The sequence below is a fragment of the Shewanella chilikensis genome (assembly GCF_002836945.1).
Classification (GTDB): Bacteria; Pseudomonadota; Gammaproteobacteria; order Enterobacterales; family Shewanellaceae; genus Shewanella; species Shewanella chilikensis.
Genome location: NZ_NIJM01000015.1, coordinates 14,846 through 40,893 on the forward strand (window position 1 = coordinate 14,846; position 26,048 = coordinate 40,893).

Sequence of the window (26,048 nt, forward strand, 5' to 3'; positions counted from 1 at the left end):
GTCGGCTTTCATCTTATTCTACGGTGGTGTTTCTGTTTTTGAGATTGGCCTTCAACAGGGCGATGAGTTGATTGCAGGCTTCAGTCTGGCTCTCCGGATTGAGATAGAGAGATTCATTGAACACGGGTAAGGGAGGGAGATCATGCTCTATGGGATCGAGGATCTGCATCTTGTCGTTGATCCTGAATTCGGCAATCGGAGCTATGCTCAAATCATTTTCGACCGCCATGCACAAGGCTTGGGGTGAGGGGGTGGAAAGCAGCACATTGATGGGCCGCATCGACAGTTGGTGGTTGGCAAACACCTGAGCTCTGATGGGGCAGTTTTCCGGGTAAAGTGCCATGGGAATCGTTTCCCGTTTATGGGCACTGCCGTTCTTGGCGGCCACCCAATGAAAACGTCGTTCGAACAGGAGTTCTCCCTGCACCGGAGGCTGCCAATGGGTCGCCACTATCAGGTCGAATTCCCCTTGATGCAACCGCTTATACAGATTGCCACTGACATCTGTGTCTATGACCAACTCAATACAGGTGAACTCACGGACAAATTCCAGCAGGCAGTTGTCCAGATAATAGGTAATATAATCTGTGGGAACGCCAAGGCGAATTACTTCGCGATTCTGACAGTCTTTCAGCTCATCCAGGGCCTGGGTGTTGAGTTGCATCATCTTATAGGCGTAGTTGAGCAGGGTATTGCCGGATTCGGTCAGCACCACGCCTCGATTGTCTCGGAGCAACAGCGGTTGACCGACACTTTCTTCCAGCTTTTTGATCTGTAAGCTCAATGCCGACGGGGTGCGACAGACTTTTTCTGCAGCCTTGGATAAATTACCGCATTCGGCCACAGCAATAAAACTCTCGAGCAATTCTATTTTTAACATTGGCTATTGGCGTGACTCATAATGGTATCAGTATTACTCAATATCGCAGTCGCATAAAGCTTGTTATTATTTTATTGTGAAGTTGGGAGAGTTTGTATTTAAGCTTTGCTCAGGAGTGGCCAATGGGAAAATGGGAGCGACGGGGAAACTTTTTGGTTGAAGTGGCGCAACGTTGTTTAAGAGGACAGAAGACTTTCGGTTTATGTCGTTCTCATCTTGTTGAAGCCAGCCAAATATCCAAAGGCACAGTATATAATCATTTCACTACAGAGGCCGATCTCATGGTGGCAGTAGCTTGCAGTGAATATGAGTATTGGCTACAACAGGCTAAACAGGATGAAATACAATATAAAGACCCTCTGGAAAGGTTTATATTTCATCATTGTCAGCGGCTCTATGAAGTATTGTCGACAAATAAATTTGTCATTGAGCGGATAATGCCAAATCAAGCTCTGTTGTTGTTGGCGACCGAGTTTTATCGGCATGGTTGTGAAAGACGTTTCGATGAATATATGCAGTGGAATGCCAAGACCATTTCCGCTGTGGGAGAGGTGCCAGGATTCGATCGGGTCGAGCTGGTGATGAGTTATCTGCGTGGCGCCATGATCAATACCGACGATGCCTGCAAGGCCCACGACGACCCGCAGCTCTATTACCAGTTCAGTTATGCGCTGATCCATCTGATGGGGCACTCAGATAAGCGCAGCCCCTCCAAGCAACAGTTTGCCGCCTGGCTGAGTCGCCAACCCAGTCTGGAGTATGAACCTGAGGGTCTCAGGCGTGTGGTAAATGGATGACGACCTCAAGCCCACCTTGGGCGCGATTGCTTGCCTGGATATTGCCACCGTGGGCTTGAAAATAGCCTCCAACTCAGATTCCTCAATACCCGGGCCGTCGTCAGTAATGCTTATCTCTACCCATTGACCCTTGTCCTGGGCGCAGATATTTACCTGGGTACGGCAGTAGCGGATGGCGTTGTGCAGCAGATTTTCAATTGCCCGCGACAGCGGCCTTGGGTAGATGAGCAGCTCCAGCTCTTCCGATATCTGGAAGTTAACCTCTTTTTGCTGTTTGGCTTTATTCTCCGGCCATCCCCTTTTTGGCGTGCCAGGGCTAGCGCCAGTTCGTCTTATGGGGCTTGGATTGCCCCTGTCCCCTGGTTTTTCATTGGCAATGACGCGTTTTATTTCATAACTCCCTTGCTAAAAAGTGAGTTTATCGATTCACTATGGCACACAATGTGTTCTTGTTGTGGAAGATAATTTGTGGAACAACTAACCAAAACTAAAGCCGATATTTTCAAGGCCTTGGGACATCCAACGCGTCTATGGATAGTTGAACAACTTGCTGATGGCGAAAAATGTGTATGTGAATTTGTAGAGGCACTTGATGTTGATTTTTCAACGGTTTCCAAGCATCTATCCATACTTCGTAATAAGGGCATTGTCGGTATGGAAAAGCGCGGAAAGCAGATCTTCTATCATCTAGCTATGCCGTGTTTGCTTCATTCACTCAATTGTATTGATTGTTTACAGGATCACCAAATTCAGAAGTAGATCGCATTCCCGAAGTGGTTTCTTACCTATCATTTGGCTAAATAACCAAATGATAGGTGGCATTATGTTTAAAATCAAAGTTTTAGGATCTGGCTGTTCTAAATGCCAAAAGCTGGCTGAAACTTGTTCTGCTGTGGCAGATTCTTTAGAGCTTGATTATCAGTTAGTTAAAGTTACTGATGTCGAAGAAATTATGGAGTACGGCGTGATGTCGACTCCGGCTTTGGTTATAGATGAACAAGTTAAGTTGACAGGTCGTCTTGCCAGTCCTGCAGAGATCAAGGCGTTAATGCTGGCACACATTGAATCTTCAGTGTAGAGCATAGCCAAGCCGGAATAAGCGGCTTCCTCTGCGGCTTTCCATCTAAGGAAGGTGCGAATAAGTCCTCGTGGCACCTTCCCTAATAATGTAGCCACAGCTCAAAGGTGGTAAACAATGATGCACCTCTTTTCTGACCTGGCGACTTGGATAACTTTTGGATTGTTAGGCATCCCTCCCGAGACCAAGCTGGCAGATGCAATACACTTTTTTATTGAAGATACCACTAAGATTTTCGCACTGCTGATCTTGATGATTTATGTCATCGCTTTGGTGAGAGCGTCACTTAATGTTGAACGTGTTCGGGATTATTTAGCGGGTAAAAATCGCTTTGTCGGTTATTTTCTGGGAGCAAGTTTTGGTGCGGTGACCCCCTTTTGCTCTTGTTCAAGCATTCCGGTATTTCTAGGCTTTACCTCCGCAGGCATTCCCGTCGGGATCACTATGGCATTTCTTATCACTTCCCCCTTAATTAATGAGGTTGCCATTCTACTATTGGTAAGCTTATTGGGGTGGAAGTTTACGATGATTTATGTGGGTGTAGGTATGTCTGTGGGTATACTTGCAGGGGCTTTTCTGGATGCTGTTCGTGCTGAGCGTTGGCTGCAGTCCTTTGCAGCCAAGGCGTTTGAAAGAGGGAAAATACAGGCGGCTGTATCTAATAATCAACAAGAAGCATCGGCCCCCCTGATGACATTATCGGAACGACATCAATTTGCCAAAAGCGAAACCAAAGCGATTTTTTCTCGGGTATGGAAATGGGTCATTATCGGCGTTGGGCTTGGCGCGGCACTTCATGGGTTTGTTCCGGATGGTTGGATTGAAACTCACTTGGGTGATGGTCAATGGTGGTCTGTGCCTGTTGCAGTGTTAATAGGTATTCCGCTTTATTCCAATGCGACAGGGGTCATTCCTATCATGGAAAGCCTCATCATTAATGGTCTTCCTATAGGGACAACATTGGCTTTTTGTATGGCCACGGTTGCCGCCAGTTTCCCCGAATTTATCTTGCTTAAGCAGGTGATGCAATGGCGCTTGTTAGCGATTGTTTTTACGATTTTACTGATGTCATTCACCCTTATAGGGTGGGTTTTCAACGCAATCGCTCCTATGTTGGCCTAGCTCCAATATTAAAATATTGACTAAAGTAAAGCTGTGCTTTGTGCCATCTCTTTCAGAAGAGATGCTTTAGCGGGGGCGCAGTGCTTCACCTTGCGAGGAAGTGTTGCGACTGGCTTTTCAGGGGCGATTATGGGCCAGCCCCTCGTATTTTTGGCCCCCCTAATAATCATTATCTGCAGAGATGGATGTTTATTGGTTATGCAGTCACATATCAACATGATTGAGCAAAATGTATGCCGCCAATCCTCTTTGGAAGATGAGCCTGAAGGTCTCAGGCGCGTGGCAAATGGATGACGACCTCGAGTCCACCTTGAACGCGATTGCTTGCCAGAATATGGCCGCCGTGGGCTTGTACTGCGGCATCGGCAATGGCCAGCCCCAGACCCCAACCGCCACTCTCTCTTTCTCTGGCTGAATGTGGTCGATAGAAGGGCTTGAAAATAGCCTCCAACTCAGATTCCTCAATACCCGGGCCGTCGTCAGTAATGCTTATCTCTACCCATGGCCCCTTGGTCTCGGCGCAGATATTTACCTGGGTATGGCAGTAGCGAATGGCGTTGCGTAGCAGGTTTTCAATCGCCCGCGACAGCGGCCTTGGGTAGATGGGCAACTCCAGCTCTTCCGGTATCTGGATGTTGAGTTCCTTTTGCTGCTGTTCTGCTTCAAATTCGGCATCGTCCAGTACCTGGCTCAGTGATTCGGCCAACCCCACTTTCAGTTTGTTGTCCTGTGCCTTGAGTTTCACCCGGGAAAGCTCCAGCAGCTCGGCAATCATTTTTTCCAGTTGATCGGCCTCATAGGCGATACGTTCGGCTTCATCTCCGGCCATCCCCTTCTTGCGCGCCAGGGCCAGTGCCAATTGCAGCCTGGTCAACGGAGTTCGCAGCTCATGGGAGATGTCGCTTATCAGTCGCTGCTGATTATTGACCATGGTTTCGATGGCGGCCGCCATGCTGTTGAAGGCCTGGGCCAGTTCGCCGATTTCGTCGTGGCGTCCGGCTGTGGCATCGTCGACCCGGCTGTTCAATTGTCCCAGCGCCAGGGCGTTGGCACTCTGTTTCAACGAACGCAGCGGCTTGCCCAGGTGCCAGGCCAACAAACCACAGAGCAACCCTGAAAGCAGAATCGCCAGCGACAATGTCAGTAACTTGTGTTCAATAAAGAAAAAGAACCAGGGCATGGGGTGGTGATCCGGCAACCGGCCATAAAGGGCGTAGGGGGTGCCGTTAACCTTAAAATCGAATGGGCCGAATATCAGTTCATCGCGAAACTGGTGTGAAATCGGCGCGTTGGCTTCCTCTGCCATCAACATAAAGCGGCGCATGCCTTTGGATACTCTATGAGTGTTGATTATCTGTCCCTGCTCATTGACCAGATAGATGCGAATTGGCTTGCCTTCCATGCTGCGTCTGCGCTCCCAATGGTGCAGAAAGCGGCCATTCAACTTGGCCGGTTCCTGTTGCAGCTCATCGGCGACCTGAGACAAGACCTCCCGCAGTTTAGGCGGCATTGGGGCTCTGTCATGGTTTTGCTGCAGCAGTGGTAGCATGCCAACAGCAAGAATGATCAGGCTGCTGCAGAGCCAAAAGCCCAGCAGCAGTTTGATAAAGAGGCGATTGGGCAGGGAAAATGACTTCATCAGGGGATCCAGATATAGCCTTTGCCACGTATGGTCTTGACCCTGGGACGACCATCGCTGCGTTCCGGCAGTTTCTTGCGCAGGTTGGAAAGATGCATGTCCAGGCTGCGATCAAAGGGCATCAACTTTTTGCCCAGCACGGTTTCGCTCAGCTCATCTTTACTTATTAGTTCGCCGGCCTGATTGGCCAGGGTGTAGAGCAGGCTGAACTCAGTACCGGTCAGCAACAGTAACTGTTCATTGCAATAGGCTTCCTGACGGGCAGAGTCCAGGCTGAGATCGCCTATGGTTTGAATACCGCTTTGGGGAATGTCCTGCGGGGTGATATTGGCACGGCGTATGATGGCGCGGATCCTGGCTACCAGTTCCCTGTCATTGAAAGGCTTGGGCAGATAGTCGTCTGCGCCTATCTCCAGGCCAACCACTCTGTCTATTTCATCGCCGCGGGCAGTGAGCATAAGCACGGGGGTTTGTTTCTTGCCACGCAGTTCCCTGAGCACTTCGAAGCCGTTGAGCTTGGGCAGCATCACATCCAATAGGATCAGGTCGTAATCATTGGCAATCGCCAGTTCCAGGCCGCTCTGACCATCATGGGCCAGTGTCAGCTCAAAGCCTTCCAGCTCCAGCAATTGCCCCAAGAGTTCTGCCAGGCCCAGGTCATCGTCTATCAATAAAATCCGGCTCATTTATACGCCTCACACAATTTCTCTCTGCCGAGTATACCCGCTTTTGAGTCAACTGCAGTTTAGCTGTGTAAGTCTGGGTAAAGATACGCTTCTTCAACCCGGATGACCAAGCTTTACAGTGCTTTACTCAGTTTGAACCCACACTTACACATAGAGGACTAGACTGGAAGACATCAAATACTTCCCGACCGAGAACGAGGATATCCATATGAAGACTTCAATCAAAGCAAGTTTGCTGGTCCTGATTGCCGGCACCACTCTGATGGCTGGCGCGGCACAAGCCGGTAACGGCTACGGCGATTGCCCACACCGTGACGGCGACCGTGGTTATCATCACATGAAGGGCGAGCGCGGCTATCACCACCACATGAAAGGCGGTAAGGGCCATTTTGGCATGTATGGCCTGCGAGGTCTGGATCTGACCGACGCCCAGAAAACAGAGATCCAGGCGTTGATGGAACAACATAGAAGCAGCATGTCACGTCCTGACAAGGAAACCCGTGCAGCGCACAGAGCCGAAATGCAGGCACTGATGACCTCAGGCAACTTCGATGAAGCCAAGGCCAAGAAATTGATTGAACAGCGCCAACAAGTACGTGAGCAGCATATGTTGGATCGCATGAAGTTACACAATCAAATTTATAATTTGCTGACACCTGAACAGCAAGCGAAATTCAAAGAAGGTCCTTACCGTTGTGGTGATTGTTTCGGGCCAGCGGCAAATTAAATCTGCTACTATGGGCTCAGTGACTCCCGACCGCTGAGCCCTTGAATGACACCGACTTCCCGCTACGAGTTTTGGGTTAAATTGGCGAGCCGCGCCGCTGTGGCGACCGCGATTACCCTGATCCTGATAAAACTGGCTGCCTGGCTTTGGTCCGGGTCTGCCAGTATGTTGGCTTCCCTGACCGACTCCTTTGCCGATGCCCTGGCTTCCATAGTTAACTTTATTGCCATTCGCTATGCCTTGGTGCCTGCCGATCAGGAGCACAGGTATGGTCACGGTAAGGCTGAGCCGCTGGCGTCTTTGGCCCAATCGGCTTTTATTATGGGGACGGCATTCCTGCTGCTGTTTCACGGCGGCGAGCGCTTGGTCAACCCCATGCCTTTGACCCATGCCACTCTAGGTATTGTGGTATCCATCATCGCTATGGTGCTGACCTTGGCCTTGGTATTACTGCAAAAACGGGCCTTGGCGGCCACCAAGAGCACAGTGGTCGAAGCCGATGCGCTGCACTATAAGTCAGATCTGTTTCTCAACGGCGCCGTGTTGTTGGCGCTGGTCTTGGCGCAATATGGCTGGTGGTGGGCCGATGGTCTGTTCGCGGTATTGATCGCCCTCTACATAGGGCAACAGGCCTGGTCGCTGGGGTATCGCTCGATTCAGGCCTTGCTCGACCGTGAGCTGGATGATGAAACCCGGCTGCGCATTCGGCAATTGGCCGAGCAGGATACTCAAGTGCGTGGCATTCATGATCTGCGTACCCGTCAGGCGGGCAAGACCACCTTTATTCAACTGCATCTGGAGCTGGACAAAGACCTGAGCCTGCAACAGGCCCACGATATTGCCGTGGCCACAGGTGAGCGGATCCGCGCCGACTTTGACCATGCCGAGGTGATTATTCACCAGGATCCCGTGTAGCGGGCACTGTCATGGCATGGATGCAACAACAGAAGTTGAATCTCGAAGGGGGTGAACTGCACTGTCGGTATTATCCATTAAGCAGTCGCCTGGAACTGGAATGGCTGGGGCAACGGTGCTTTTGTCAGCGCCTCTATGGTTTGCCAAGACGGCAAACCATAGTCTTGAATGGTCAAGACTACCGACTGGAGATCATTCCTTTACCGCTTTGGCGCGCCGAGTTGATTGCAGCCAATGGTTCCAGTTGGCCACTCTTGCCTGAGTGCAGACGCAGGGGACTGATACGTTGGGGCTATTCCCTGAGTTTGGCGGCACTGCGCCTGGGCGCCAAAATCCTCTCTTAATAGCCTGCACCCTTGGGCTTATTTGGGTCGTGTCTCCATCTTTATGAGGTTTCAGTCCATTGCCAGCTCTTTAAGCTTGCGGGTCAGGGTGTTGCGGCCCCATCCCAGGCGTTTGGCGGCTTCCTGTTTGTGGCCTTGGGTATGCTCCAGCGCGGTTTCCAGCAAGATGCGCTCAAACGCGGGTTGGATTTCGGTCAACAGATCGCTCTCGCCCTGTGACAGGCGCATATCCAGCCACAATTTAAGGGCGTTTTGCCAATCCTGGGACGGGCCGGCACTGCCTTGAGGTGCCTTGGGCTCCTTGAACAGCTCAGGCGGCAGATCCTGAGGGATAATTTCCTGGCCTGAAGCCATCACGGTCAACCAGCGGCAGGTGTTTTCCAACTGGCGCACGTTGCCGGGCCAGGGCAGTTGCTGCAGCTTGGCGGCGGTTTCCGGGGTGAGTATTTTGGCCTCTACCCCTATCTCTTTGGCGGCACTGGCCAGGAAATGGCGTGCCAACTGCGGAATGTCTTCCCGCCGCTGCGACAGCGGGGGCAGATGAACTCGAATCACGTTCAGGCGGTGGAACAAGTCTTCCCTAAAGCCCCCCTTGAGTACCAGTTGTTCCAGGTCCTGGTGGGTTGCGGCAATGATCCGGACATCGACCTGCACCGGAGAGTGGCCACCGACCCGATAGAATTGACCATCGGCCAGCACCCGCAGCAGCCGGGTCTGTACGTCCAGCGGCATATCGCCTATCTCATCGAGAAACAGGGTGCCGCCATTGGCCTGTTCAAACCGCCCCTGACGCACATTGGCGGCGCCGGTGAAGGCGCCTTTCTCGTGGCCGAACAGTTCGGATTCGATCAGCTCCTTGGGGATGGCCGCCATATTGAGGGCGATAAAGGGTTTGTCTTTGCGTGGACTGTGTTTGTGCAGCGCCCCGGCAACCAACTCTTTACCCGTACCGGACTGACCGTTGATCAGCACACTGATAGATGAGCGCGACAAACGGCCTATGGCGCGAAACACCTCCTGCATTGCGGGGGCTTCGCCTATGATCTCCGGTGCCTTGACCTGAGGCTCGGCCGCTGCAGGAGCCTGCTCTGTGGCATGGTTGAGCGCCCGCTCCACCAGGGCAATCGCCTCATCTATGTCGAAGGGCTTGGGCAGATACTCGAACGCCCCGGCCTGATAGGCGCTGACGGCACTGTCGAGATCTGAATGGGCCGTCATTATGATCACCGGGATATGGGGGTAATGCAGGCCGATACGCTCCAGCAGGGTCAGACCATCGGTCCCCGGCATGCGGATATCCGAGACTATGACCTTGGGCTGGGAGATTTCCAGCGCCTGCCACAGCGACTCGGCGGCGGCAAAGCTGGCACAGCTGAGTTTGGCGCCTTGCAGTGCCCGTTCCAGCACCCAACGAATTGAACTGTCATCATCGAGGATCCAAACCTGTTCACTCATATTGTTTCCTCTCTTGTTAGCCGTTGTGGTTGTTGATCGGCAATGTCAGGCTGAACTCTGTGTGTCCCGGGGCCGAATCGCAGTCGATACGGCCGCCGTGGAGCCTGGCAATATTGTGGGCGATGGATAGCCCCAGGCCGTTGCCGTCCTTGCGGCCTGTGACCATGGGGTAAAACAGGGTATCCACCAGTTCCGGGGCGATACCCGGGCCGTTGTCTATGATTGACAGCACCAGTACCAACTTGTGTCTCTGGTTACCTATGGTGACCTGATGGGCGGTGCGGGTGCGGATCATGATATCGCCGCCCTGATGCTCCAAGGCTTGTACTGCATTTTGCACTATGTTGAGGATTGCCTGTTGCAGTTGATCTTCATCCATAGGCAAGTCCGGAATCGAGGGGTCGTAATCCTGGCGCAGATGTATCTGTTGCGGCAGGGTCACACTCACCAGACTGATCACCTTTTGCAGCACCAGATGGATATTCTGCAGCTTGTGCTGCGATGGTTTCTGCGGCCCCAGCAATCGGTCGACCAGGGCGCGCAACCTGTCGGCCTGCTCTATGATGAGTGTGGTGAACTCCTTGAGCTGCGGCTCGCTAAGCTCGCGGGACAACAGCTGCGCCGCGCCGCGCAGGCCCCCCAGCGGGTTTTTGATCTCATGAGCCAGGTTGCGCACCAGATATTGAGCCGCCTGCTGCTGGGCATCCAGGGTCAACTGCTGGTGAATGCGTCGCTGCTGATCCACCTGTCTGAGTTCCAACAGGCTCAAGGGCTTGAGCTGTTCTCCCTGCTCCAGTGGGATCAGTGTCATATCCACAGTGTGGTGTTGGCCATCCAGGCTGATGAGCTGGGCGGTATTGACCGTCAGCCCCTGACGTTCCAGCACCGCGCTTTGCAGCACTCTGGGTTCAACTCCTATGGCATGCAGATGCTCTGTCAGTACCTGCTCCTGCAACCTGTGGCTGGAGACGCCCAGCAACTGCTCGGCAGCGGCGTTGGCATAGCTGGGGAGCAGGTCACTGTCGATGACCAGAACGGCAGTGGCCAGATGATTGAGCAGGATATTTGTGTCCATTGAGTTTCCCATAGCAGGATTGCACCATAATGGTGCACCAATTCGGTGCAGGCCGCAAGCCAACAACTCTGTGGACTAACTCGAAAAGCAAAGTAGCTAACTTATTGAAATAACTTTAGTTACTTGGCTTTGGGCCTTTCCCGGGTGCCGGGAAGGCGGGTTGCATCAGTCCGGCTTGGTGCAGAAAAATGGTTATGGGACTACTGGATGCAAGGACTTTGCCGTTTTGTTGCACCGCCTTGAGTTGCAGCGTGTGTTCACCGCGGTCTATATCCATGAGCTGGAAGAGATTGCTGCGCTGAGCGTCGCTGGAGGAGATGCCATCTATGTAGAGTTGCAGAAAATGACCCGATGCCAGCTCCGGCTCTACTTCTACCTGAACCTGAAAATCACCGGCGTTATCGCGAATGGTTTCCTCATGCTGTGGTGAAAGTATCTTCAGCGCATAGCCGACCTGTTCCACTGTTATGGGATCGGGCAGAGGTTTAGGCGTTTCCAGGCTTATTTGATTCTGGGTCTTGTCGGTGAATTCCACTGCCTGGGCTTGGGGGTTGGGCTCATCGCTGTAATGCACCTTGCCATCTTTATCGACCCACTTATAGACAGTCGCCTGGGCAACCAGCGACAGCAGTGCCAGGCTGATTATCATCAGAGTGCGCATAAAGACTTCCCTTGTTATGCAGTTGTGAACTTGTTTCAGATTAGCCTGTTTATTGACAAAAATCACTGCCTTTAAAGGCTGGCCTGAAAAACCTGTCGGCTCAGCTCAAGGTCGACCCGACCGTCCTCCCCCAGTTGGGTCAGCCCCTGGCGTTCAAGGTTCTCCAGCAGCGGCGCTATGGCCTCATGGCCTATACCATAGTCACTGAGGTGAGTCTTGATTCCCATGGATTCGAAGAACTGCCGGGTCAGCTCTATGGCTGCATCTATGCGTTGTTCCTCGCTGCCGTCGCTGAGTTGCCAAACCCGCTCGGCATATTGCAGCAGCTTGGCGTGTTTGGCGGCTTTTCTCAGGCGCAGCATGGCCGGCAGCAGTATGGCGAGGGTCACGGCATGATCCAGGCCGTGGCGCACCGTCAGTTCGTGACCCAGCTTATGGGTCGACCAGTCTTGCGGAACACCGGCACCGATCAGGCCGTTGAGCGCCATGGTGGCGCTGAACATGATATTGGCGCGCACCCGATAGTTTTCGGGCTCTGCCAGCGCCTTGGGGCCTTCCTCTATCAGAGTGAGCAGCAGGCCTTCGGCAAACCTGTCCTGCACCTTGGCATCGACCGGGTAAGTCAGGTACTGCTCGGTCACGTGCACAAAGGCATCCACCACACCGTTGGCAATCTGTGGTTGCGGCAGGCTGAAACTAAGTTGTGGCGCCAGTACAGAGAAGCGGGGAAACACCGAGGGATGACGAAAGGAGCGCTTGAGACCAAGAGCGCTATTGCTGATCACCGCGCAGTTATTCATCTCTGAACCGGTGGCCGGCAGGGTCAGCACAGTACCGAGCGGCAGAGCTTGGTCAATGTGGCGACCGTCGGTTTCCAGTATCTCCCAGGGCTCTCCCTGATAGGGCACGGCGGCGGCAATAAACTTGCCCGCATCTATGATGGAACCGCCGCCGATGGCGAGAATAAAGTCCAGCTTTTGTTGCCTTATCTGCTCTACTGCCTGCAACAGCTGGTGGTAGTCGGGGTTGGGGCTAATGCCGCCGAACTCGGCGCAGATGCGTTGATCCAATACCTGGCTGACCTGGGCCAGGGTGCCATTGCGTTTGGCGCTTTGACCGCCGTAGAGCAAGAGTACTCTGGCATCATTGGGCACCAGAGTGTCCAGCTGCTCCAGGCTGCTACGGCCAAAGAGCAGGCGGGTTGGATTGTAAAATTCAAAATCGTACATCTTGGACTCCTGTCAGCCGTGAGTATTGCCGCCCAAGGCGTAGGGGCGTTGCCAGTCGAGCCAGGCATAGAGATGGGCGATATCTTGCATTACCCAAGTGGGAATCGCTTCAGCTTGTCTTGCTGAAAGCTGCGCTGGCTCATCTGTTGAATCGGGTACTGGCCCGGACTCGGATTGATGCATCTCTGTTGCCAAGAAGCGCTGGCGAAACAGCTGGGGCCAAGCCGCCAACTGTGCCTCTGCCTGGTGCAGTGGCGGCTTTTGCTGCTGGCGCGCCACCAACACCAGGGTGCAGTGCAACGTCAGCCCAAGCCAGAGAAAACTCTGCCAGTCCTGCAGCTCCCGCTGGCCTGTGTTGGGCTCGAGCTTCAAAAAGCCGACTTCTTGCCCCAGTTGCCTCAGCGCCGCATGGGACTGCCAGCGCAGGGCGTTGTCGGCTTTACCTGCATTGATACTGGCAAGCCAAGCCCGCTCCAGCTCGATAAAGTGGCACACATAGCTGTCGAGCCAGCGCCGGGTCCAGCTGGGAATAAACAGATGCATCGCCAGAAATGCCATCAGGGCGCCGGTAAAGGTGTCCAGCGCCCGGTAGAAGGCGATATAGGGATCGCTCGGCAGTAGTAGGGTGATGGCAAACACCATCAGCATGGTGAGCCAGAATACATGGATCTCATATCTGGCCTTGTAGAAGGTGGCAAAGGCCAGAAAGGCACTCAGGCAGGTGGCCGGTAATAACCAGCTACCGGCGCCCAGATACCAGATAAGCCCCAGTGCCAACACAGAGCCGAGCACAGTGCCATAGAAGCGGCTCCAGATCCTGGCCTGCAACTGCCCGAGCGGTGCCACCATCAGCACTATGTAGGCGGTGAGCGTCACCCAATAACCCTGCGGCAGTTGCAGCAGTTCTACCACGGCCTGACAACACAGCAGAGTGAACAGAATTCTCAGGCCGTGATGCCATTCCCGCGAGTGTTTCACCAAGGCCTTGCGCCATTGACTGCGAACGCTTTGGGCATCGGAAGGCCAGATAAGCCCCAGGCGCTCACGCCAGTCGGCTGCCAGCGGCCTTTGAGGATCCAGCGCCAAGGTTAGGCGGTTGGCGGCATCCAACAGCAGAGGTTGCGGCTTGTCTCCCAAGGGCAGTGGCGTCGGCTCTGTGCCTTGCTCCCTATGGGTCTTGAGTTCGCTGGCAAAATTGGCCAAATACTGTTTTAGCGCCGGGTTGCTGCTAGGACTCTGCTGCAGGCGACCTATGCTCTCCAGGGTTTCTATCAGGATAAGATTCGACTCCAGCTGCCAAGCGATGTGTTGTACCTCGGCTTTATCCGGCATTTCCAGCAGCCAATGGGCCAGCACGGCAATAGCATCATCGAGTTGCTCCCGCAAGGCCAGACGCTGGCCGACATTGGCGGCGTCCGAGTGGCTGAGTATATTGCACCAGAAGCCGAATTTGCGCTGCACACTGGCCAGCAGCTGTTCGCCCTGACGTATCGCCATCCAGGGCCCGGCGATGACGGCGCTGATGACAGCCAACCAGCTGCCGAACAGGCTGGAGAACAACAACATCTTCCAGTCGGTACCCGACTCCAGCAGATGCAGGCCGCAGATCAGGCAAAAGCCGGCGTTGTAGGTCAGCAGCTGAATGTACTTTCTTTGGTTGGAACTGAGGCCATATAACAGGCCTATAGCGCCGAGTACGCTGATCCCCAGCCAAGGGTGGATCAGGCTCAGCAAGGCCAGGGCGCTGCTGATACAGCAAAGGAGTGCCGACTTGCTCAACAGCCCGGCACGTTTGGGATAAGCCAGGTTGCGGCCCTGGACGCCGACCAGCCAGGCACAGATCAGGGCGTTGACGCCGCTGGCACTGTCACCGAGAAACGAAAATAGCAACAGGCCCGCCATCATGGGTAGCCCTATGCGTAAGCCTTCGGGAAGATCGGCACGATCAGGCAGCCATTGCAGCAGGCGCTGGAATAGATTGGATAGATTCACGTTACTTTGCTTTGACAGCAGAATGGTACAAGAGGGACACCATTCTACCTCATTTGAGTCTGCCTGAGTGCCGGGTGGATAACAATTTTCCACCCGGCAAATCGATTCAGTGGGCCAACAGGGCGAAGTGCTGACTGTGGCGCTTGGGATCAAAGCGCCAGGCAATGGCCAGCATGCCCAGAGACACAGCCGCGAGCAGCAACCAGGAAAGCGTGAAGCTGCTGGAGCTGTCCTTGAGATAACCCGCCAGCAGAGGCGACAGGGATGCCAGCAGGTAACCTATCCCCTGAACAAAGGCGGTCAGTTGTCCCGCCTGGCTGTAGTCGTCCAGGTGGTCCAAAGTGACAATCAGACTCAAGGGGAAGAGGCCACCAATGCCTATTCCCAGCAGCGCAGCCCATAACCAGGGCTGGGCCAGAGGCATCAAAGCCAGCCCGATAAAACCGCCAATCGTAGACAGGAGCAGCAGCAATAGCAGTGGCCTTCTGTCATGGCTGCGGGCCGCAAGCGTCGGCAGCAACAGGCCTGCGACCACTTCCATCAGCGTCAGAAATGCCAGCAATAGCCCTGCCTGAGTGGCTTGCCAGCCCAAGTCAATGAAGAAGGGCGCCAACCAAGCGAGCACACAGGTATAGGATGCTGTGCTCAGGCCAAAGAAAAGCCCCAGCAGCCAGGCCCTGGGAATGCGGCTAAAGCTGCCTATGCCCACATTTGGGCTAACTCCCGGTTTTCCTGAAGTCTTCTTTGCTGCTGCCTTGTTGAAGCCCAGGGGTTGCAGGCCGTGTTTGCCCCAGAACCAAAATAGCATCGCCGGCAGACTCAACAGAGCCCAGAAGGCCAGCGCCGACTGCCAATGACCAAACCTGTGTTCAAGCCAAGGGCTAATGGCTGCAGCCAGGGCCGCTCCACCCATGATGGCGGTTACGTAAATCCCCATATAACGCTCAATATGCTGGCTATAGCTGCGCTTGATCATTCCGGGCAGCAGTGCCTGAATAAGGGCGATACCTAAGCCGGCAATGATTGCGGTCAGTAGTAGCTGCAGGCCGCTGCCGGCCCAGAGCCGAGCCAGGTTGGCCAAACCAATAAGTAGCAGCGACAGTAGCAGGGTTTGGCGCTCTCCCAGTCTGGCGGCCAGCTTGGCACCGATAAACATAGCGACTCCCATGGTCATTACGGGCAGCATGGTCAGCAGTGCCAAGGAACTGTAACTGAGGGGCAAGGAAGCCCGGATAGCCTCCAGCAGTGGGCCTATGGCCGCCATACTGGGACGCAGGTTGAGGCCGAGAATAATTAAGGTCAGGATCAGCCACACAGGCTGCCATTTTGATGAGCTCATAGTCCATTTCCTTATTTTGCCAAATTCAGTTAAGCCGAACCCTTGGCCCCTTTTTCAGGGGCCAAACAAGGTTCTTATGTCAGGTGAGTGTCAGCGCCGGCTGGGGCGCAAGCGATACCAGATAGCCGGGACAGGAAGTTTCATCAGCAACAGCGATGACATGATCAGGCCGATCCCCAGCCATTGATAGCTGTCCAGCTGTTCGCCGACCAAAAACACCCCGAGCGAGACGGCCACCACAGGGTTGATCAAGGCCATCATGCCCATGATTTGCGGTCCCAGATGTTTGATGGACCAGATCCAGGCCCAGTAGCTCAGCGCCGTGCTGAAGAAGGCCAGCCAAGCGATGGCGGGCCAGGTCTTGGGCTCGGGCAGTGTGGGAGCCCCGGCCACTGTCCAGGCCAGCGGGATCAGCATCAAGCCACCGAGCAACAGCTGCCAGGCGGTCAATACCAGAAGATCGCCGGTTTGCCAGCGTTGCATCCAGCGGGATGATTGGGCTACCAACAGAGTGGCACTCAGGGCGCAGAGCACACCAATCAGATCCAGATTGGCCGAAGGATTGAGCAATAACATCACTCCACTCAGTCCCAGCAGTGCCAGCAAGGTCCACTTCAGTGCCGGCCTTTGGCCATCGAGCAGCCAGGCCAGCAGTAGAAACATCAGTGGCAGTGTGGCCCCTAGTGTGCCGGCCACGGCGCCGGGAAGGCGGTAGGCGCCCATAAACAGCAGGGCGAAGAAAGCGCCGATATTACAAAATGCCAGCAAGAGTATTTTGCTCCAAGCGAGCGAAGGCAGTTTGGGGCGCAGCAGCAATAACAGGATCCCGGCCGGTAGTGCGCGCCAGACGGCGACCCAGAAAGGGGACATATCCTGTAGGTACAGGCTGACCAGGGCATAGGTGGTTCCCCAGAAGACGGGAGCGAGGAGTGCAATTAGGTAGGGCATCTTCTTTTCTTAAAGTATCTTGATGTGAAGATATTTTAAAGTTCAGTGCCTGGATAAGCAAGCCGCATTTGAAAAAGAGCTTTATTATCTTTGGATGATAAATCCAACTGATTGAATATTATGTCAATCTTGGTAGGTCAGTTTACCCTGTTCATCATAGACACGGGTATGCAGTACCTTGCCGTTCGCGCCTATCTCTTCCTGCAGATAGTTGCGCCCCTGCTCATCAAAGTAGTTCAGGGTCTGTGGTATGAGCTTGTCCTGGTCGAAACGTTTGCTCACCTGCAACTGGCCATTGCAGTGAAAGAGTTGCTCCTCACCCTGCTTGGCGCCTCGGCGGAACGGAGTACGTTTGCTCAAGGCGCCATTGGTCTCACAATAACTGAGCCAGATGCCGTCGGCGGCTATTGAGGGAAAGAAACCATAGTGTTGCTCGGACTGGCGCTGGCCATTGCGCCAGAAGGTGTGCTGCACTGCGGTGCGTTGCAGGCGATCGAACAGATAGTCCAACTTGAGTCGGCCGTTGGCGTAGTAGCCTTGTTCCTTGAGTTTTCTGAGATTTTCTTCATCCAGATGTTCACTGAAGCTCTTTAATGAACCATCGGGAAAATAGCTTTTCCAGACGGTGAGTTTCTCGCCGTCCCGCTTGAACTGTTTCATCCGCTCCCGCCCCTGCTCGTAGGAGATGAATTCAATCACTTTACCCTGGTCGAAACGCTTGAAGCTGTCGAGTCGGCCTTGGTTGTCGTAGAGCCAGAGTTCCTGGCGTTCACCGTCTTGAAACAACTCCCGGCTGCGTAATTGGGTTTGCTGGTATTGAAAGTTCAGCTGCCAGCCGTGCAACTTGCCATTTTTATACCAGGCGCTTTGGCTTAACAGACGTTCAGGCGGCGCAGATGTGCTGAAGCTGTAGCCGTCCCGCAGGCCATTCTTGAACTGGGCCGCGCTATAGTTGGGGCGCTCCGGCGCTCCCCAAATGGCAATGCCGCTGAAAGGTTCTCCTCGGTATCCGTCAATGCAGCTTTCGAGGTAATAACCCAGGGCGCCATTGTCATCCTTTACTTCCCGGCAGTGGATTTGCTCCAGTTCGTCAGCCTGAATCGGCAGTTGCACCTCAGAGTGACAACCAGCCAGCAGCAAGAGAGTGAGTAAAAAGAGGCTGTGATTCATAGCAGATCCTTGCTTGACGAAGTGGCTCATTGTCGCTGCCGTTGTTGCTTGGCTCAAGCCTCTTACCGATGAACTGCTGGTTTTTTGACTTTTTAACACCGAAACCCGCTTTGGATCACACCTGCACAACAAGAGAGGGAGTAAGCTGGCTTTGTTTGCAAGTCATTGATTATAAAGGGTAAGTTTTGCTTAATTTGCAATTCTACAAAATATAAGTGCAAAAAGAGGTGATGAGTATGAACGTGAATCGACGTCAGGCAATGGGCCAGATAGTAGGTTTGGTTGGAGTAGCCGCCGGGAGCTCGCTGATTGCGACCACAGCCCTGGCAGCAGAGTCTTGTCCCGGAGATACCAGCATAGGGATCGGCAGTGAAGGGGGCAGCGATCTGGGTACCAAGCTGTTGACCTATGTGAAATTGGATCCTATGGAAGTCGCCAAGCTGGCCTATGAAGGTTATGGCCGTGGCGGTTGCATGTATGGGGTTTTCGATGCCTTGGTGAAGGCTTTGGCGGCCAAGGGGCATGAGGATGCCTGTAAATTCGCTGCTATCCCAACTAACCTGGCGGCCTATGGTGGCGGCGGTATCGCAGGTTGGGGAACCCTGTGTGGCTGCTTGAATGCGGCGGCCATGGTGGTCAACGTCCTGGGCGGGGTCGACCGCACTGCGGTGATCCGCTCCGTGTACCGTTACTATGAACACACAGCCATGCCGAGAAATGATGAAGCTTTCCTCAAGGCGATTGGCGCACCGACCCGTACAGACAACGCAGGTGAATTACTGACCGCAGATAAGATAGGCCAGTCGGTTGCCAATTCCATTCTCTGTCACACCTCTGTGACCCACTGGTCGAAAGCGAGCAAGTATGGCTCCAGTCACCAGGCGAAGCTGGAGCGCTGCGCTCAGCTGACGGCCGAGATTGCCTATGTCACCACTGACTTCCTCAATAAGTCGCTGGACAATGCCTTGGACGCTGAAATGGTGGCAGAGGGCAATGCCGAGTGTAGCGGTTGCCACAGCAGCACCAAGCGGGAGCCGGATACTTACATAGGGGCTGATGTTAATTCACAGATGGAATGTCAGAGCTGCCACAGCGCCCATGATATTGGCGCCGGTTTGACCGGGGTTCATGAAGGTGCGTCCTGCAGCGATTGTCACTAGGAGGCTGTTATGAAACATAAGAGTTTGATAGTGGCGTCTTTGCTGTTGTGCCTGGGTGGTTGTGATTGGTTGGACGATGATGATGACCCTGTGGTTCCGCCTAAGCCAGAACCTGAGCAGTCTGTGTCCATCAATGAAGCCGAAAGCCTCAAGGTGGCACTGAGCGCCGTGGATCCTCAAAGCCAGGCGTTGACCTTCAGTCTGACCACGGCAGAAGGTAAACCTGTCAAGGATGCCGGCAGCAACTATGTGGTGATGTATCTCAAGATGCCGGCTGAGCAGGTCTCGGCCTTCTCCATGCCTTGGCACAAGGGCGCACGTTTTGAATGCAGTGAAACCGTCGACACCTGTGCTGGCACCATGGAAGCGCTGGAGACTGAAGGCCAATATCGCTTTACTCCAGAAGGGCTTGAAGAGCTGAACCAGACAGAGGGTGAACTCAAGTTGGCGGTGATCCTCACCGGGGCCAAGGCTCAGAGTGCTCCTGAGCTTGTCAGCGCTCCCTGAATGATTTGAGTTTCAGAGCCCTAAAATAGTAGCGCCCCAGGATTGCTCCCGGGGCGCTTTTTTTATTATCCGATGGCTTGACTCATCGGTTGATTGCAGGGCAATTAGAGGCTGTAGTACAGCTCAAATTCGACAGGGTGAGTGGTACGGCTGACACGCTCGGCCTCGGCTTGTTTCAGCTTGAGGTAAGAGTCGATAAAGTCATCGCTGAACACACCGCCGCGGGTCAGGAACTCACGGTCTGCATCCAGAGCCGCCAGGGCGACTTCAAGAGATTCGGCCACAGTCGGGATTTCCGCTGCTTCTTCGGCCGGCAGATCGTACAGATCCTTATCCATGGCATCACCAGGGTGGATCTTGTTCTGGATACCGTCCAGACCGGCCATCAGCAGTGCTGCAAAGGCCAGGTATGGGTTGGCCATAGGATCCGGGAAGCGGGTCTCGATACGGCGAGCCTTAGGACTTGGCACCACAGGGATACGGATAGAAGCCGAGCGGTTACGGGCAGAATAAGCCAGCATCACGGGGGCTTCAAAATGTGGCACCAAACGCTTGTAGGAGTTGGTGCTTGGGTTGGTGAAGGCGTTCAGGGCACGGGCGTGCTTGATGATACCACCGATATAGTACAGGGCAGTTTCAGACAGGCCGCCGTACTTGTCACCGGCAAACAGGTTAGTACCGTCTTTAGAGAGTGACTGGTGAACGTGCATGCCGCTGCCGTTGTCGCCGACAATCGGCTTGGGCATAAAGGTTGCAGTCTTGCCGTAGGCGTGAGCCATATTGTGGATTACATACTTAAGCTCTTGAATTTCATCTGCTTTCTTTGTCAGTGTGTTGAAGCGCGTGGCGATCTCATTCTGACCCGCAGTAGCCACCTCATGGTGGTGAGCTTCCACAATTTGACCCATCTCTTCCAGCACCAGACACATGGCGCTACGCAGATCCTGTGAAGAGTCTACCGGTGCTACCGGGAAGTAACCGCCCTTAACGAATGGACGGTGACCTGTGTTGCCGTCTTCATAGCTGGTGCCTGAGTTCCATGCCGCTTCTTTGGCATCTATCTTGACGAAGGTGCCGCTCATGTCGGTACCGAAACGCACGTCATCGAACAGGAAGAATTCTGGCTCAGGGCCTATCAGCACAGTGTCGGCAATGCCGGTAGAACGCAAGTATTCTTCGGCTTTCTTGGCGATGGAGCGAGGGTCACGCTCATACCCCTGCATAGTGCCGGGTTCGAGAATATCGCAGCGGATCAGTGCTGTGGTTTCTTCGGTAAATGGGTCCAGTACAAAGCTGTCTGGATCTGGCATCAGTACCATGTCAGATTCGTTGATCCCTTTCCAACCACCGATGGATGAACCATCAAACATCTTGCCGTCTTCAAAGAAATCAGCATCTACCTGATGAGTCGGGATAGATACATGCTGTTCCTTACCTTTGGTATCGGTAAAGCGTAAATCAACAAACTTAACTTCCAACTCTTGCAGCTGTTGTAAAACTGATTCGACTGACATTATCAAGCCTCCGGTAGGGTAAAGGGGGTGCCCTTTGTCAACTCTTAGTATTTAGCGTCTGGCGCCTTGTTGGTTTCTATTAAGCCAAACTCATGCCAAGATGCTAAGGTATTGAAAATAAAGGGAGTGGTAAAATCAAGGGCTGGCGAGATAAGCGGGTTTGCACTATAATGGTGCGTGCTGTGTTCCAAAAAGGTGCACTCACCATAATGGTGCGTGCGCTTATTCAGTAGGATAATCATAGGTGTTTAAAAAATAATCCTGTGCGATAGCCCCTCGCTAGAGTAGAATGGCACGCTTTTTAAAGCAACCATCCGGGGAAATAGTGTTCCCCAGCATGATGCTAGTCCAGGTTTTATAAGGCCTGGAAGGCAATCGCCAAGCAGTCATAGAGCGGTTGTACCATTCAATTTATATTGCTGCATCCCACAGAACAGAGATCGTAAGAGGCAAAACTGTGTTAGAGAATTTACGTAACATCGCCATCATAGCGCACGTTGACCATGGTAAGACTACCCTGGTAGACAAGCTGTTGGCACAGTCAGGAACCCTGGCAACCCGCGGAGAAGCCACCGAGCGGGTGATGGACTCCAACGATCTGGAGAAAGAACGTGGGATCACTATTCTGGCGAAGAATACTGCCATTAAGTGGAACGACTATCGCATTAACATAGTAGACACCCCAGGACACGCCGACTTCGGTGGTGAAGTAGAACGGGTTCTGTCTATGGTTGACTCTGTACTGCTGCTGGTTGATGCGCAGGACGGTCCAATGCCACAGACACGTTTCGTGACCAAGAAAGCATTTGCCCAAGGCCTTAAGCCTATTGTGGTTATCAACAAGATTGACCGTCCTGGCGCTCGTCCGGATTGGGTTATCGATCAGGTATTTGACCTGTTCGACAACCTGGGTGCTACCGACGAACAGTTGGACTTCCCTATTGTGTATGCCTCGGCTCTGAACGGTTTTGCCAGCTTGGATCCCGATGAAGCCAGTGAAGATATGACTCCGCTGTTCCAGACTATTGTTGAAAAAGTATCTCCACCTGATGCTGATGCCGATGGTCCATTCCAGATGCAGATCTCTCAGCTGGACTACAACAGCTATGTAGGGGTTATCGGTGTGGGTCGTATCAAGCGCGGTAGCGTCAAGACCAACCAACAGGTCACTATTGTCGGTGCCGACGGTAAGACCCGTAACGGCAAAGTCGGCCAGGTTCTGGGCTATATGGGCCTGGATCGCCACGAAGTGGACAGCGCCAATGCCGGTGATATCGTTGCCATCACAGGTCTGGGCGAGCTGAAGATTTCTGATACCATCTGCGCCGTCGGTCATGCCGAGGCTCTGCCACCTCTGTCTGTTGATGAACCAACCATGACTATGACCTTCCAGGTCAACACCTCTCCTTTTGCAGGTAAAGAAGGTAAGTACGTGACTTCACGTAACATCCTTGAGCGTCTGCAACAGGAGCTGGTACACAACGTGGCCCTGCGTGTGGAAGAAACCGAGAGTCCGGATCGTTTCCGCGTATCCGGCCGTGGTGAACTGCACCTGTCTATCCTGATCGAAAACATGCGTCGTGAAGGTTATGAGCTGGCGGTTTCCCGTCCTGAAGTGATCATCAAAGAGATCGACGGCGAGAAGTGTGAGCCATACGAGCAACTGACCGTGGATGTGGAAGAAGAGCATCAGGGCGGCGTTATCGAGAAGCTGGGTACCCGTAAGGCCGATATGCGCGACATGCAGCCTGACGGCAAGGGTCGCGTACGTATCGATTTCATGATCCCAAGCCGTGGCTTGATCGGTTTCCAGACCGAGTTTATGACAGCCACCTCGGGTACGGGTCTGCTGTATCACACTTTCGACCATTACGGTCCATATAAGGGTGGTGATATCGGCCAGCGTACCAACGGTGTATTGATCTCCAATGCGACCGGTAAGGCACTGACCTTTGCTCTGTTTGGTCTGCAGGATCGCGGTCGTCTGATGATTGGTCACGCCGCCGAGGTTTATGAAGGCCAGGTAGTGGGTATTCACAGCCGCTCCAACGACCTGACAGTAAACTGCCTCAAGGGCAAGCAGTTGACCAACATGCGCGCCTCAGGTACTGACGAAGCTCAGGTACTGACTCCGCATATCCAGATGTCTCTGGAGCAAGCGCTGGAATTCATTGATGATGATGAACTGGTGGAAGTAACGCCTAAGAGTATTCGGATCCGTAAGCGTCACCTGACTGAAAATGACCGCAAGCGCGCCAGCCGCGGTTGATAGTGGTTGCGCTTGAGGTGACAGCCTCACAGTGAATAAAAAGCCCCGCTAAGCTAACTTAGCGGGGCTTTTGTTTATCAAGATTAATCCTCTATTTGTCCCTGGCGATATTGCTGCTGCCATTGCTTGGGGGACAATCCCGTCCAAGTTTTAAAATGACGACTAAAAACAGCGACCTCGGCATAACCTAATTGTAGTGCCAGTTCGGTAATGGTTTGGGTGCCATAACTGAGTTGTTGTTTAGCGATATTTTGTCTGACTTCTTGCAACAATTTACGATAGTTATGCCCAGTCTCCTTGAGTCTTGCTTGTAACGTGCGCTCGTGTACCCCCAGCGCAGTTGATACCCTCTCAATACAACACTCTCCGGTTGGAAGTAGTCGGTGAATTAAGTCTCTTGCCTGATCGGCCAGATTGTCGGGATAGCGGCTCTGTAAATATTGCAGATGTGACTGAAAATGGCGGTTGAGTGCTCCCTCATCGTGATAGTTCCGCCCGGTTAATTGTGCAGTTTTAAGTACTACGCCATCAAAGGATTCACGAAAGCGCACTAAGTGGGCAAAGTGCTGGGGGTCAAGTTCGCTGGGTTTACTTTGACACAAATGTAAGGGGATAGTGTTGATGTTGATATTCAACAGGCTTGAAACAAACATTGCCAGTTGTGCCACGCTCAGTTGCATCAATTGTTCAATGCCACGGCAGTGAACATTAATTGATAAGACAAGGCGTACCATATCTCCCTGTGGTTGCAGTTGCAGCGAGATACCTGAGGCGTGCAGGTACAGATAGTCATTCACTTTTTCAAGTGCATCGGCCACGGTCGCTGTGCGGGAAATCAACATAGGTAAGTCACCGAGCACATGTAAGGTTTGCCGTTGGGCAAGCATAAGTCCGAACAGCGGCTGTTTACAGCCTTGGGCAGCGATTTCCAATAACTCGGCTAGTCGTGGATAGGCTATATAGATATTGGGATCGCGAAACTGTGCCTGACGTAATCCGGCCTGATGGATCATTTCGATGGGGTTTTCACCCAACTCCAGGACCAGCTGCTCAAATTGAGCAGCTGCACCGCTACGGACTAGGTACATGGGGCATTTAGTTCTCTTTGTTATAAGAATCGCAATATATCAAATTTCATTCGTAATAAGTCAAGAAGATGTGCAATTAATCATCTAAATTAATATTGCCTTAATAATGAAACTAATAAATATAAAAAGAGGACATCTATGCGTTTACTGAATAAAACCGCAGTGGTGACGGGGGCTGCAGGAGGCATAGGGCAAGCCATCGTCCGTAAAATACTCGCCGAGGGAGGGAGAGTCGTTGCCGCAGACCTGTCAGCTGATTCGCTCAAGGTCTTTAACGATTTCCCCACAGATAAGTTGGTGACCTTTAGTGTCGATGTGACCGACTACAAACAAGTTGAAGCTATGGTGTTACATGCGGTTACCCAGTTTGGTCAACTTGATATTGTGATAAACAATGCCGGCATTGGCTCAGCCAAACCCTTGTTAGAACATGATCCTTTGGGTGATTTCGACCCAGTTACCAATGTGAATCAAAAAGGCGTATATCACGGCATTGTGGCCGGTGGACGCCAATTCCGGGCTCAAGGTACTAAAGGTGTGATCCTTAATACTTCGTCTGTCTACGCGACAATTGCCTCGGAAATGACCTTTACCTACAACGTCAGTAAAGCGGCCGTCGATATGATGACCAAATGCGCTGCGCTTGAGCTTGCCCCATTGGGCGTTCGAGTTTGCGCCATTGCTCCCGGGCGTGTCGATACTCCTATGCTGCGTCAATACGAGGCACTGGGACTCTGGGAACACATTCGTAAGGAACAAATGCGTCAGAAGTTTACTCTTCCGAGCGAGATAGCTGATGTGGCGGTGTTTCTAGTGAGTGACGAGGCCAATTGCATCAACGGCTGCACAGTGCATGCTTCCGACGGTTTTGAGAATTTTAAATATCCATTGCAGAAGGAGTGATAGCTCGACCCATCAACCCAATAAAAACATGAGGAAGGCAAATATGGCTTTACCGGAAGTGATTAATCATCAAGATTTTTTATTAACCCTCAATACTAACGAAGAGCAGATCATCAAAGATGCGCTGCCGGGCGTTGATGTGTATCCGTTATTTTTGGACCCTGAAAATGGTGTTTGGGTGATCCGCGCTAAGTTTAAGCCGGGTATCACCTTACCCAAGCATTTTCATACAGGTGTAGTGCATTTTTATACCTTGGCGGGGCGGTGGCATTACCTCGAATACCCGGAACAACCCCAAACAGCCGGCAGCTATCTGTATGAGCCGGGTGGGTCTATCCACACTTTCCATTGTCCCGCCGATTCTGAAGGCGCTGATGGTGTGATGGTGATTACCGGTGTCAATGTTAACTTCGATGCCGATGGTAACTTCATGTTTATCATGGATGCCGGTTGGATTGAGCAGGCTCTTCTGGCTGCTGCCAAGGCACAAGGCATCAAGCCCCGTTATATTAAACCCGGTGCGCCGGCATCTATGAGCGATACTCAATAG

General features: G+C 53.0%; 26 protein-coding genes. 12 read left to right on the forward strand and 14 right to left on the reverse strand.

All coding sequences use genetic code 11. From position 1 onward, the window contains the following. Positions 1-13 precede the first annotated feature (13 nt). Positions 14-880, reverse strand: coding sequence for a LysR family transcriptional regulator (locus CX651_RS07560; protein ID WP_025010766.1), 867 nt, complete (start codon positions 878-880; stop codon positions 14-16). Positions 881-1,317: 437 nt separating this feature from the next. Between CX651_RS07560 and CX651_RS20345 the strand changes: the two genes are divergently transcribed. Then, positions 1,318-1,677 (forward strand): hypothetical protein, encoded by a 360-nt coding sequence (locus CX651_RS20345; RefSeq protein ID WP_373296831.1) that lies wholly within the window; start codon positions 1,318-1,320, stop codon positions 1,675-1,677. On the opposite strand, the gene CX651_RS20350 is transcribed toward CX651_RS20345, so the two are convergent. Next, positions 1,573-2,067, reverse strand: a complete 495-nt coding sequence (locus CX651_RS20350; protein ID WP_101055234.1) for an ATP-binding protein — start codon at positions 2,065-2,067, stop codon at positions 1,573-1,575. The two genes, CX651_RS20345 and CX651_RS20350, sit on opposite strands and share 105 nt — an antisense overlap. Before the next feature lie 78 nt (positions 2,068-2,145). Between CX651_RS20350 and CX651_RS07575 the strand changes: the two genes are divergently transcribed. From CX651_RS07575 to CX651_RS07585, 3 genes are all read left to right on the forward strand, one after another. After that, the gene (locus CX651_RS07575; RefSeq protein ID WP_101055236.1) at positions 2,146-2,436 is read left to right on the forward strand and encodes an ArsR/SmtB family transcription factor; all 291 of its coding nucleotides are present in this window, start codon (positions 2,146-2,148) and stop codon (positions 2,434-2,436) included. Positions 2,437-2,500: 64 nt separating this feature from the next. After that, the gene (locus CX651_RS07580) at positions 2,501-2,755 is read left to right on the forward strand and encodes a thioredoxin family protein (protein ID WP_101055238.1); all 255 of its coding nucleotides are present in this window, start codon (positions 2,501-2,503) and stop codon (positions 2,753-2,755) included. A 117-nt stretch (positions 2,756-2,872) separates the two neighbouring features. Beyond that, on the forward strand, positions 2,873-3,877 hold the full coding sequence (locus CX651_RS07585; protein WP_101055240.1) for a permease: 1,005 nt from the start codon (positions 2,873-2,875) through the stop codon (positions 3,875-3,877). 271 nt (positions 3,878-4,148) lie between these two features. Here CX651_RS07585 and CX651_RS07595 read toward each other — a convergent pair whose 3' ends face one another. Further along, a complete protein-coding gene (locus CX651_RS07595) occupies positions 4,149-5,516 on the reverse strand; it encodes an ATP-binding protein (RefSeq protein ID WP_101055244.1) in 1,368 nt (455 codons plus the stop codon). Further along, positions 5,516-6,202 carry a response regulator gene (locus CX651_RS07600; RefSeq protein ID WP_039034710.1) on the reverse strand — a complete coding sequence of 229 codons (687 nt, stop codon included), beginning with the start codon at positions 6,200-6,202 and terminating at the stop codon, positions 5,516-5,518. Before CX651_RS07600 ends, CX651_RS07595 begins: the two co-directional genes overlap by 1 nt. Before the next feature lie 208 nt (positions 6,203-6,410). Here CX651_RS07600 and CX651_RS07605 point away from each other — a divergent pair, with 208 nt between their 5' ends. Genes CX651_RS07605 through CX651_RS07615 form a run of 3 tightly spaced genes read left to right on the forward strand, consistent with a single transcriptional unit; the run spans position 6,411 to position 8,188 of the window. Further along, entirely contained in the window at positions 6,411-6,929 is a 519-nt protein-coding gene (locus CX651_RS07605) for a Spy/CpxP family protein refolding chaperone (RefSeq protein WP_101055246.1), read from the forward strand. Between the two features lie 45 nt (positions 6,930-6,974). Continuing rightward, complete coding sequence (gene fieF / locus CX651_RS07610) at positions 6,975-7,844, forward strand: cation efflux pump FieF (RefSeq protein WP_101055248.1); 870 nt, start codon at positions 6,975-6,977, stop codon at positions 7,842-7,844. Positions 7,845-7,855: 11 nt separating this feature from the next. Next, complete coding sequence (locus CX651_RS07615; protein WP_146226004.1) at positions 7,856-8,188, forward strand: hypothetical protein; 333 nt, start codon at positions 7,856-7,858, stop codon at positions 8,186-8,188. A 51-nt stretch (positions 8,189-8,239) separates the two neighbouring features. Here the strand turns inward: CX651_RS07615 and glnG are convergent, their stop codons facing one another. The 8 genes from glnG to CX651_RS07655 form a co-directional block, all read right to left on the reverse strand. Further along, positions 8,240-9,643 carry a nitrogen regulation protein NR(I) gene (glnG, locus tag CX651_RS07620; protein ID WP_101055252.1) on the reverse strand — a complete coding sequence of 468 codons (1,404 nt, stop codon included), beginning with the start codon at positions 9,641-9,643 and terminating at the stop codon, positions 8,240-8,242. A 16-nt stretch (positions 9,644-9,659) separates the two neighbouring features. Then, a complete protein-coding gene (gene glnL / locus CX651_RS07625; RefSeq protein ID WP_101055254.1) occupies positions 9,660-10,718 on the reverse strand; it encodes a nitrogen regulation protein NR(II) in 1,059 nt (352 codons plus the stop codon). 115 nt (positions 10,719-10,833) lie between these two features. Continuing rightward, positions 10,834-11,379 carry a DUF4124 domain-containing protein gene (locus CX651_RS07630; protein WP_101055256.1) on the reverse strand — a complete coding sequence of 182 codons (546 nt, stop codon included), beginning with the start codon at positions 11,377-11,379 and terminating at the stop codon, positions 10,834-10,836. Positions 11,380-11,450: 71 nt separating this feature from the next. Continuing rightward, positions 11,451-12,608, reverse strand: a complete 1,158-nt coding sequence (locus CX651_RS07635; protein ID WP_101055258.1) for an iron-containing alcohol dehydrogenase — start codon at positions 12,606-12,608, stop codon at positions 11,451-11,453. A 12-nt stretch (positions 12,609-12,620) separates the two neighbouring features. Then, positions 12,621-14,600 carry an FUSC family protein gene (locus CX651_RS07640; protein ID WP_101055261.1) on the reverse strand — a complete coding sequence of 660 codons (1,980 nt, stop codon included), beginning with the start codon at positions 14,598-14,600 and terminating at the stop codon, positions 12,621-12,623. Between the two features lie 106 nt (positions 14,601-14,706). Beyond that, positions 14,707-15,939, reverse strand: a complete 1,233-nt coding sequence (locus CX651_RS07645) for a cyanate transporter (protein WP_101055263.1) — start codon at positions 15,937-15,939, stop codon at positions 14,707-14,709. 90 nt (positions 15,940-16,029) lie between these two features. After that, the gene (locus tag CX651_RS07650) at positions 16,030-16,887 is read right to left on the reverse strand and encodes a DMT family transporter (RefSeq protein WP_101055265.1); all 858 of its coding nucleotides are present in this window, start codon (positions 16,885-16,887) and stop codon (positions 16,030-16,032) included. Positions 16,888-17,010: 123 nt separating this feature from the next. After that, positions 17,011-18,057, reverse strand: a complete 1,047-nt coding sequence (locus CX651_RS07655) for a toxin-antitoxin system YwqK family antitoxin (RefSeq protein ID WP_101055267.1) — start codon at positions 18,055-18,057, stop codon at positions 17,011-17,013. Between the two features lie 236 nt (positions 18,058-18,293). Between CX651_RS07655 and CX651_RS07660 the strand changes: the two genes are divergently transcribed. Further along, entirely contained in the window at positions 18,294-19,217 is a 924-nt protein-coding gene (locus tag CX651_RS07660; protein ID WP_101055269.1) for a C-GCAxxG-C-C family (seleno)protein, read from the forward strand. A 9-nt stretch (positions 19,218-19,226) separates the two neighbouring features. After that, positions 19,227-19,724, forward strand: coding sequence for a hypothetical protein (locus CX651_RS07665; RefSeq protein ID WP_101055271.1), 498 nt, complete (start codon positions 19,227-19,229; stop codon positions 19,722-19,724). A gap of 104 nt (positions 19,725-19,828) precedes the next feature. Here the strand turns inward: CX651_RS07665 and glnA are convergent, their stop codons facing one another. Beyond that, entirely contained in the window at positions 19,829-21,238 is a 1,410-nt protein-coding gene (glnA, locus tag CX651_RS07670) for a glutamate--ammonia ligase (RefSeq protein WP_101055273.1), read from the reverse strand. A gap of 457 nt (positions 21,239-21,695) precedes the next feature. Here glnA and typA point away from each other — a divergent pair, with 457 nt between their 5' ends. Next, positions 21,696-23,507 (forward strand): translational GTPase TypA, encoded by a 1,812-nt coding sequence (gene typA, locus CX651_RS07675; RefSeq protein WP_101055275.1) that lies wholly within the window; start codon positions 21,696-21,698, stop codon positions 23,505-23,507. A gap of 83 nt (positions 23,508-23,590) precedes the next feature. Here the strand turns inward: typA and CX651_RS07680 are convergent, their stop codons facing one another. Further along, a complete protein-coding gene (locus tag CX651_RS07680) occupies positions 23,591-24,595 on the reverse strand; it encodes a helix-turn-helix domain-containing protein (protein ID WP_101055277.1) in 1,005 nt (334 codons plus the stop codon). A gap of 138 nt (positions 24,596-24,733) precedes the next feature. On the opposite strand from CX651_RS07680, the gene CX651_RS07685 reads away from it, so the two are divergent. Further along, positions 24,734-25,498, forward strand: a complete 765-nt coding sequence (locus tag CX651_RS07685) for an SDR family NAD(P)-dependent oxidoreductase (protein ID WP_101055279.1) — start codon at positions 24,734-24,736, stop codon at positions 25,496-25,498. A 43-nt stretch (positions 25,499-25,541) separates the two neighbouring features. Next, positions 25,542-26,048, forward strand: a complete 507-nt coding sequence (locus CX651_RS07690) for a 2,4'-dihydroxyacetophenone dioxygenase family protein (protein ID WP_101055281.1) — start codon at positions 25,542-25,544, stop codon at positions 26,046-26,048.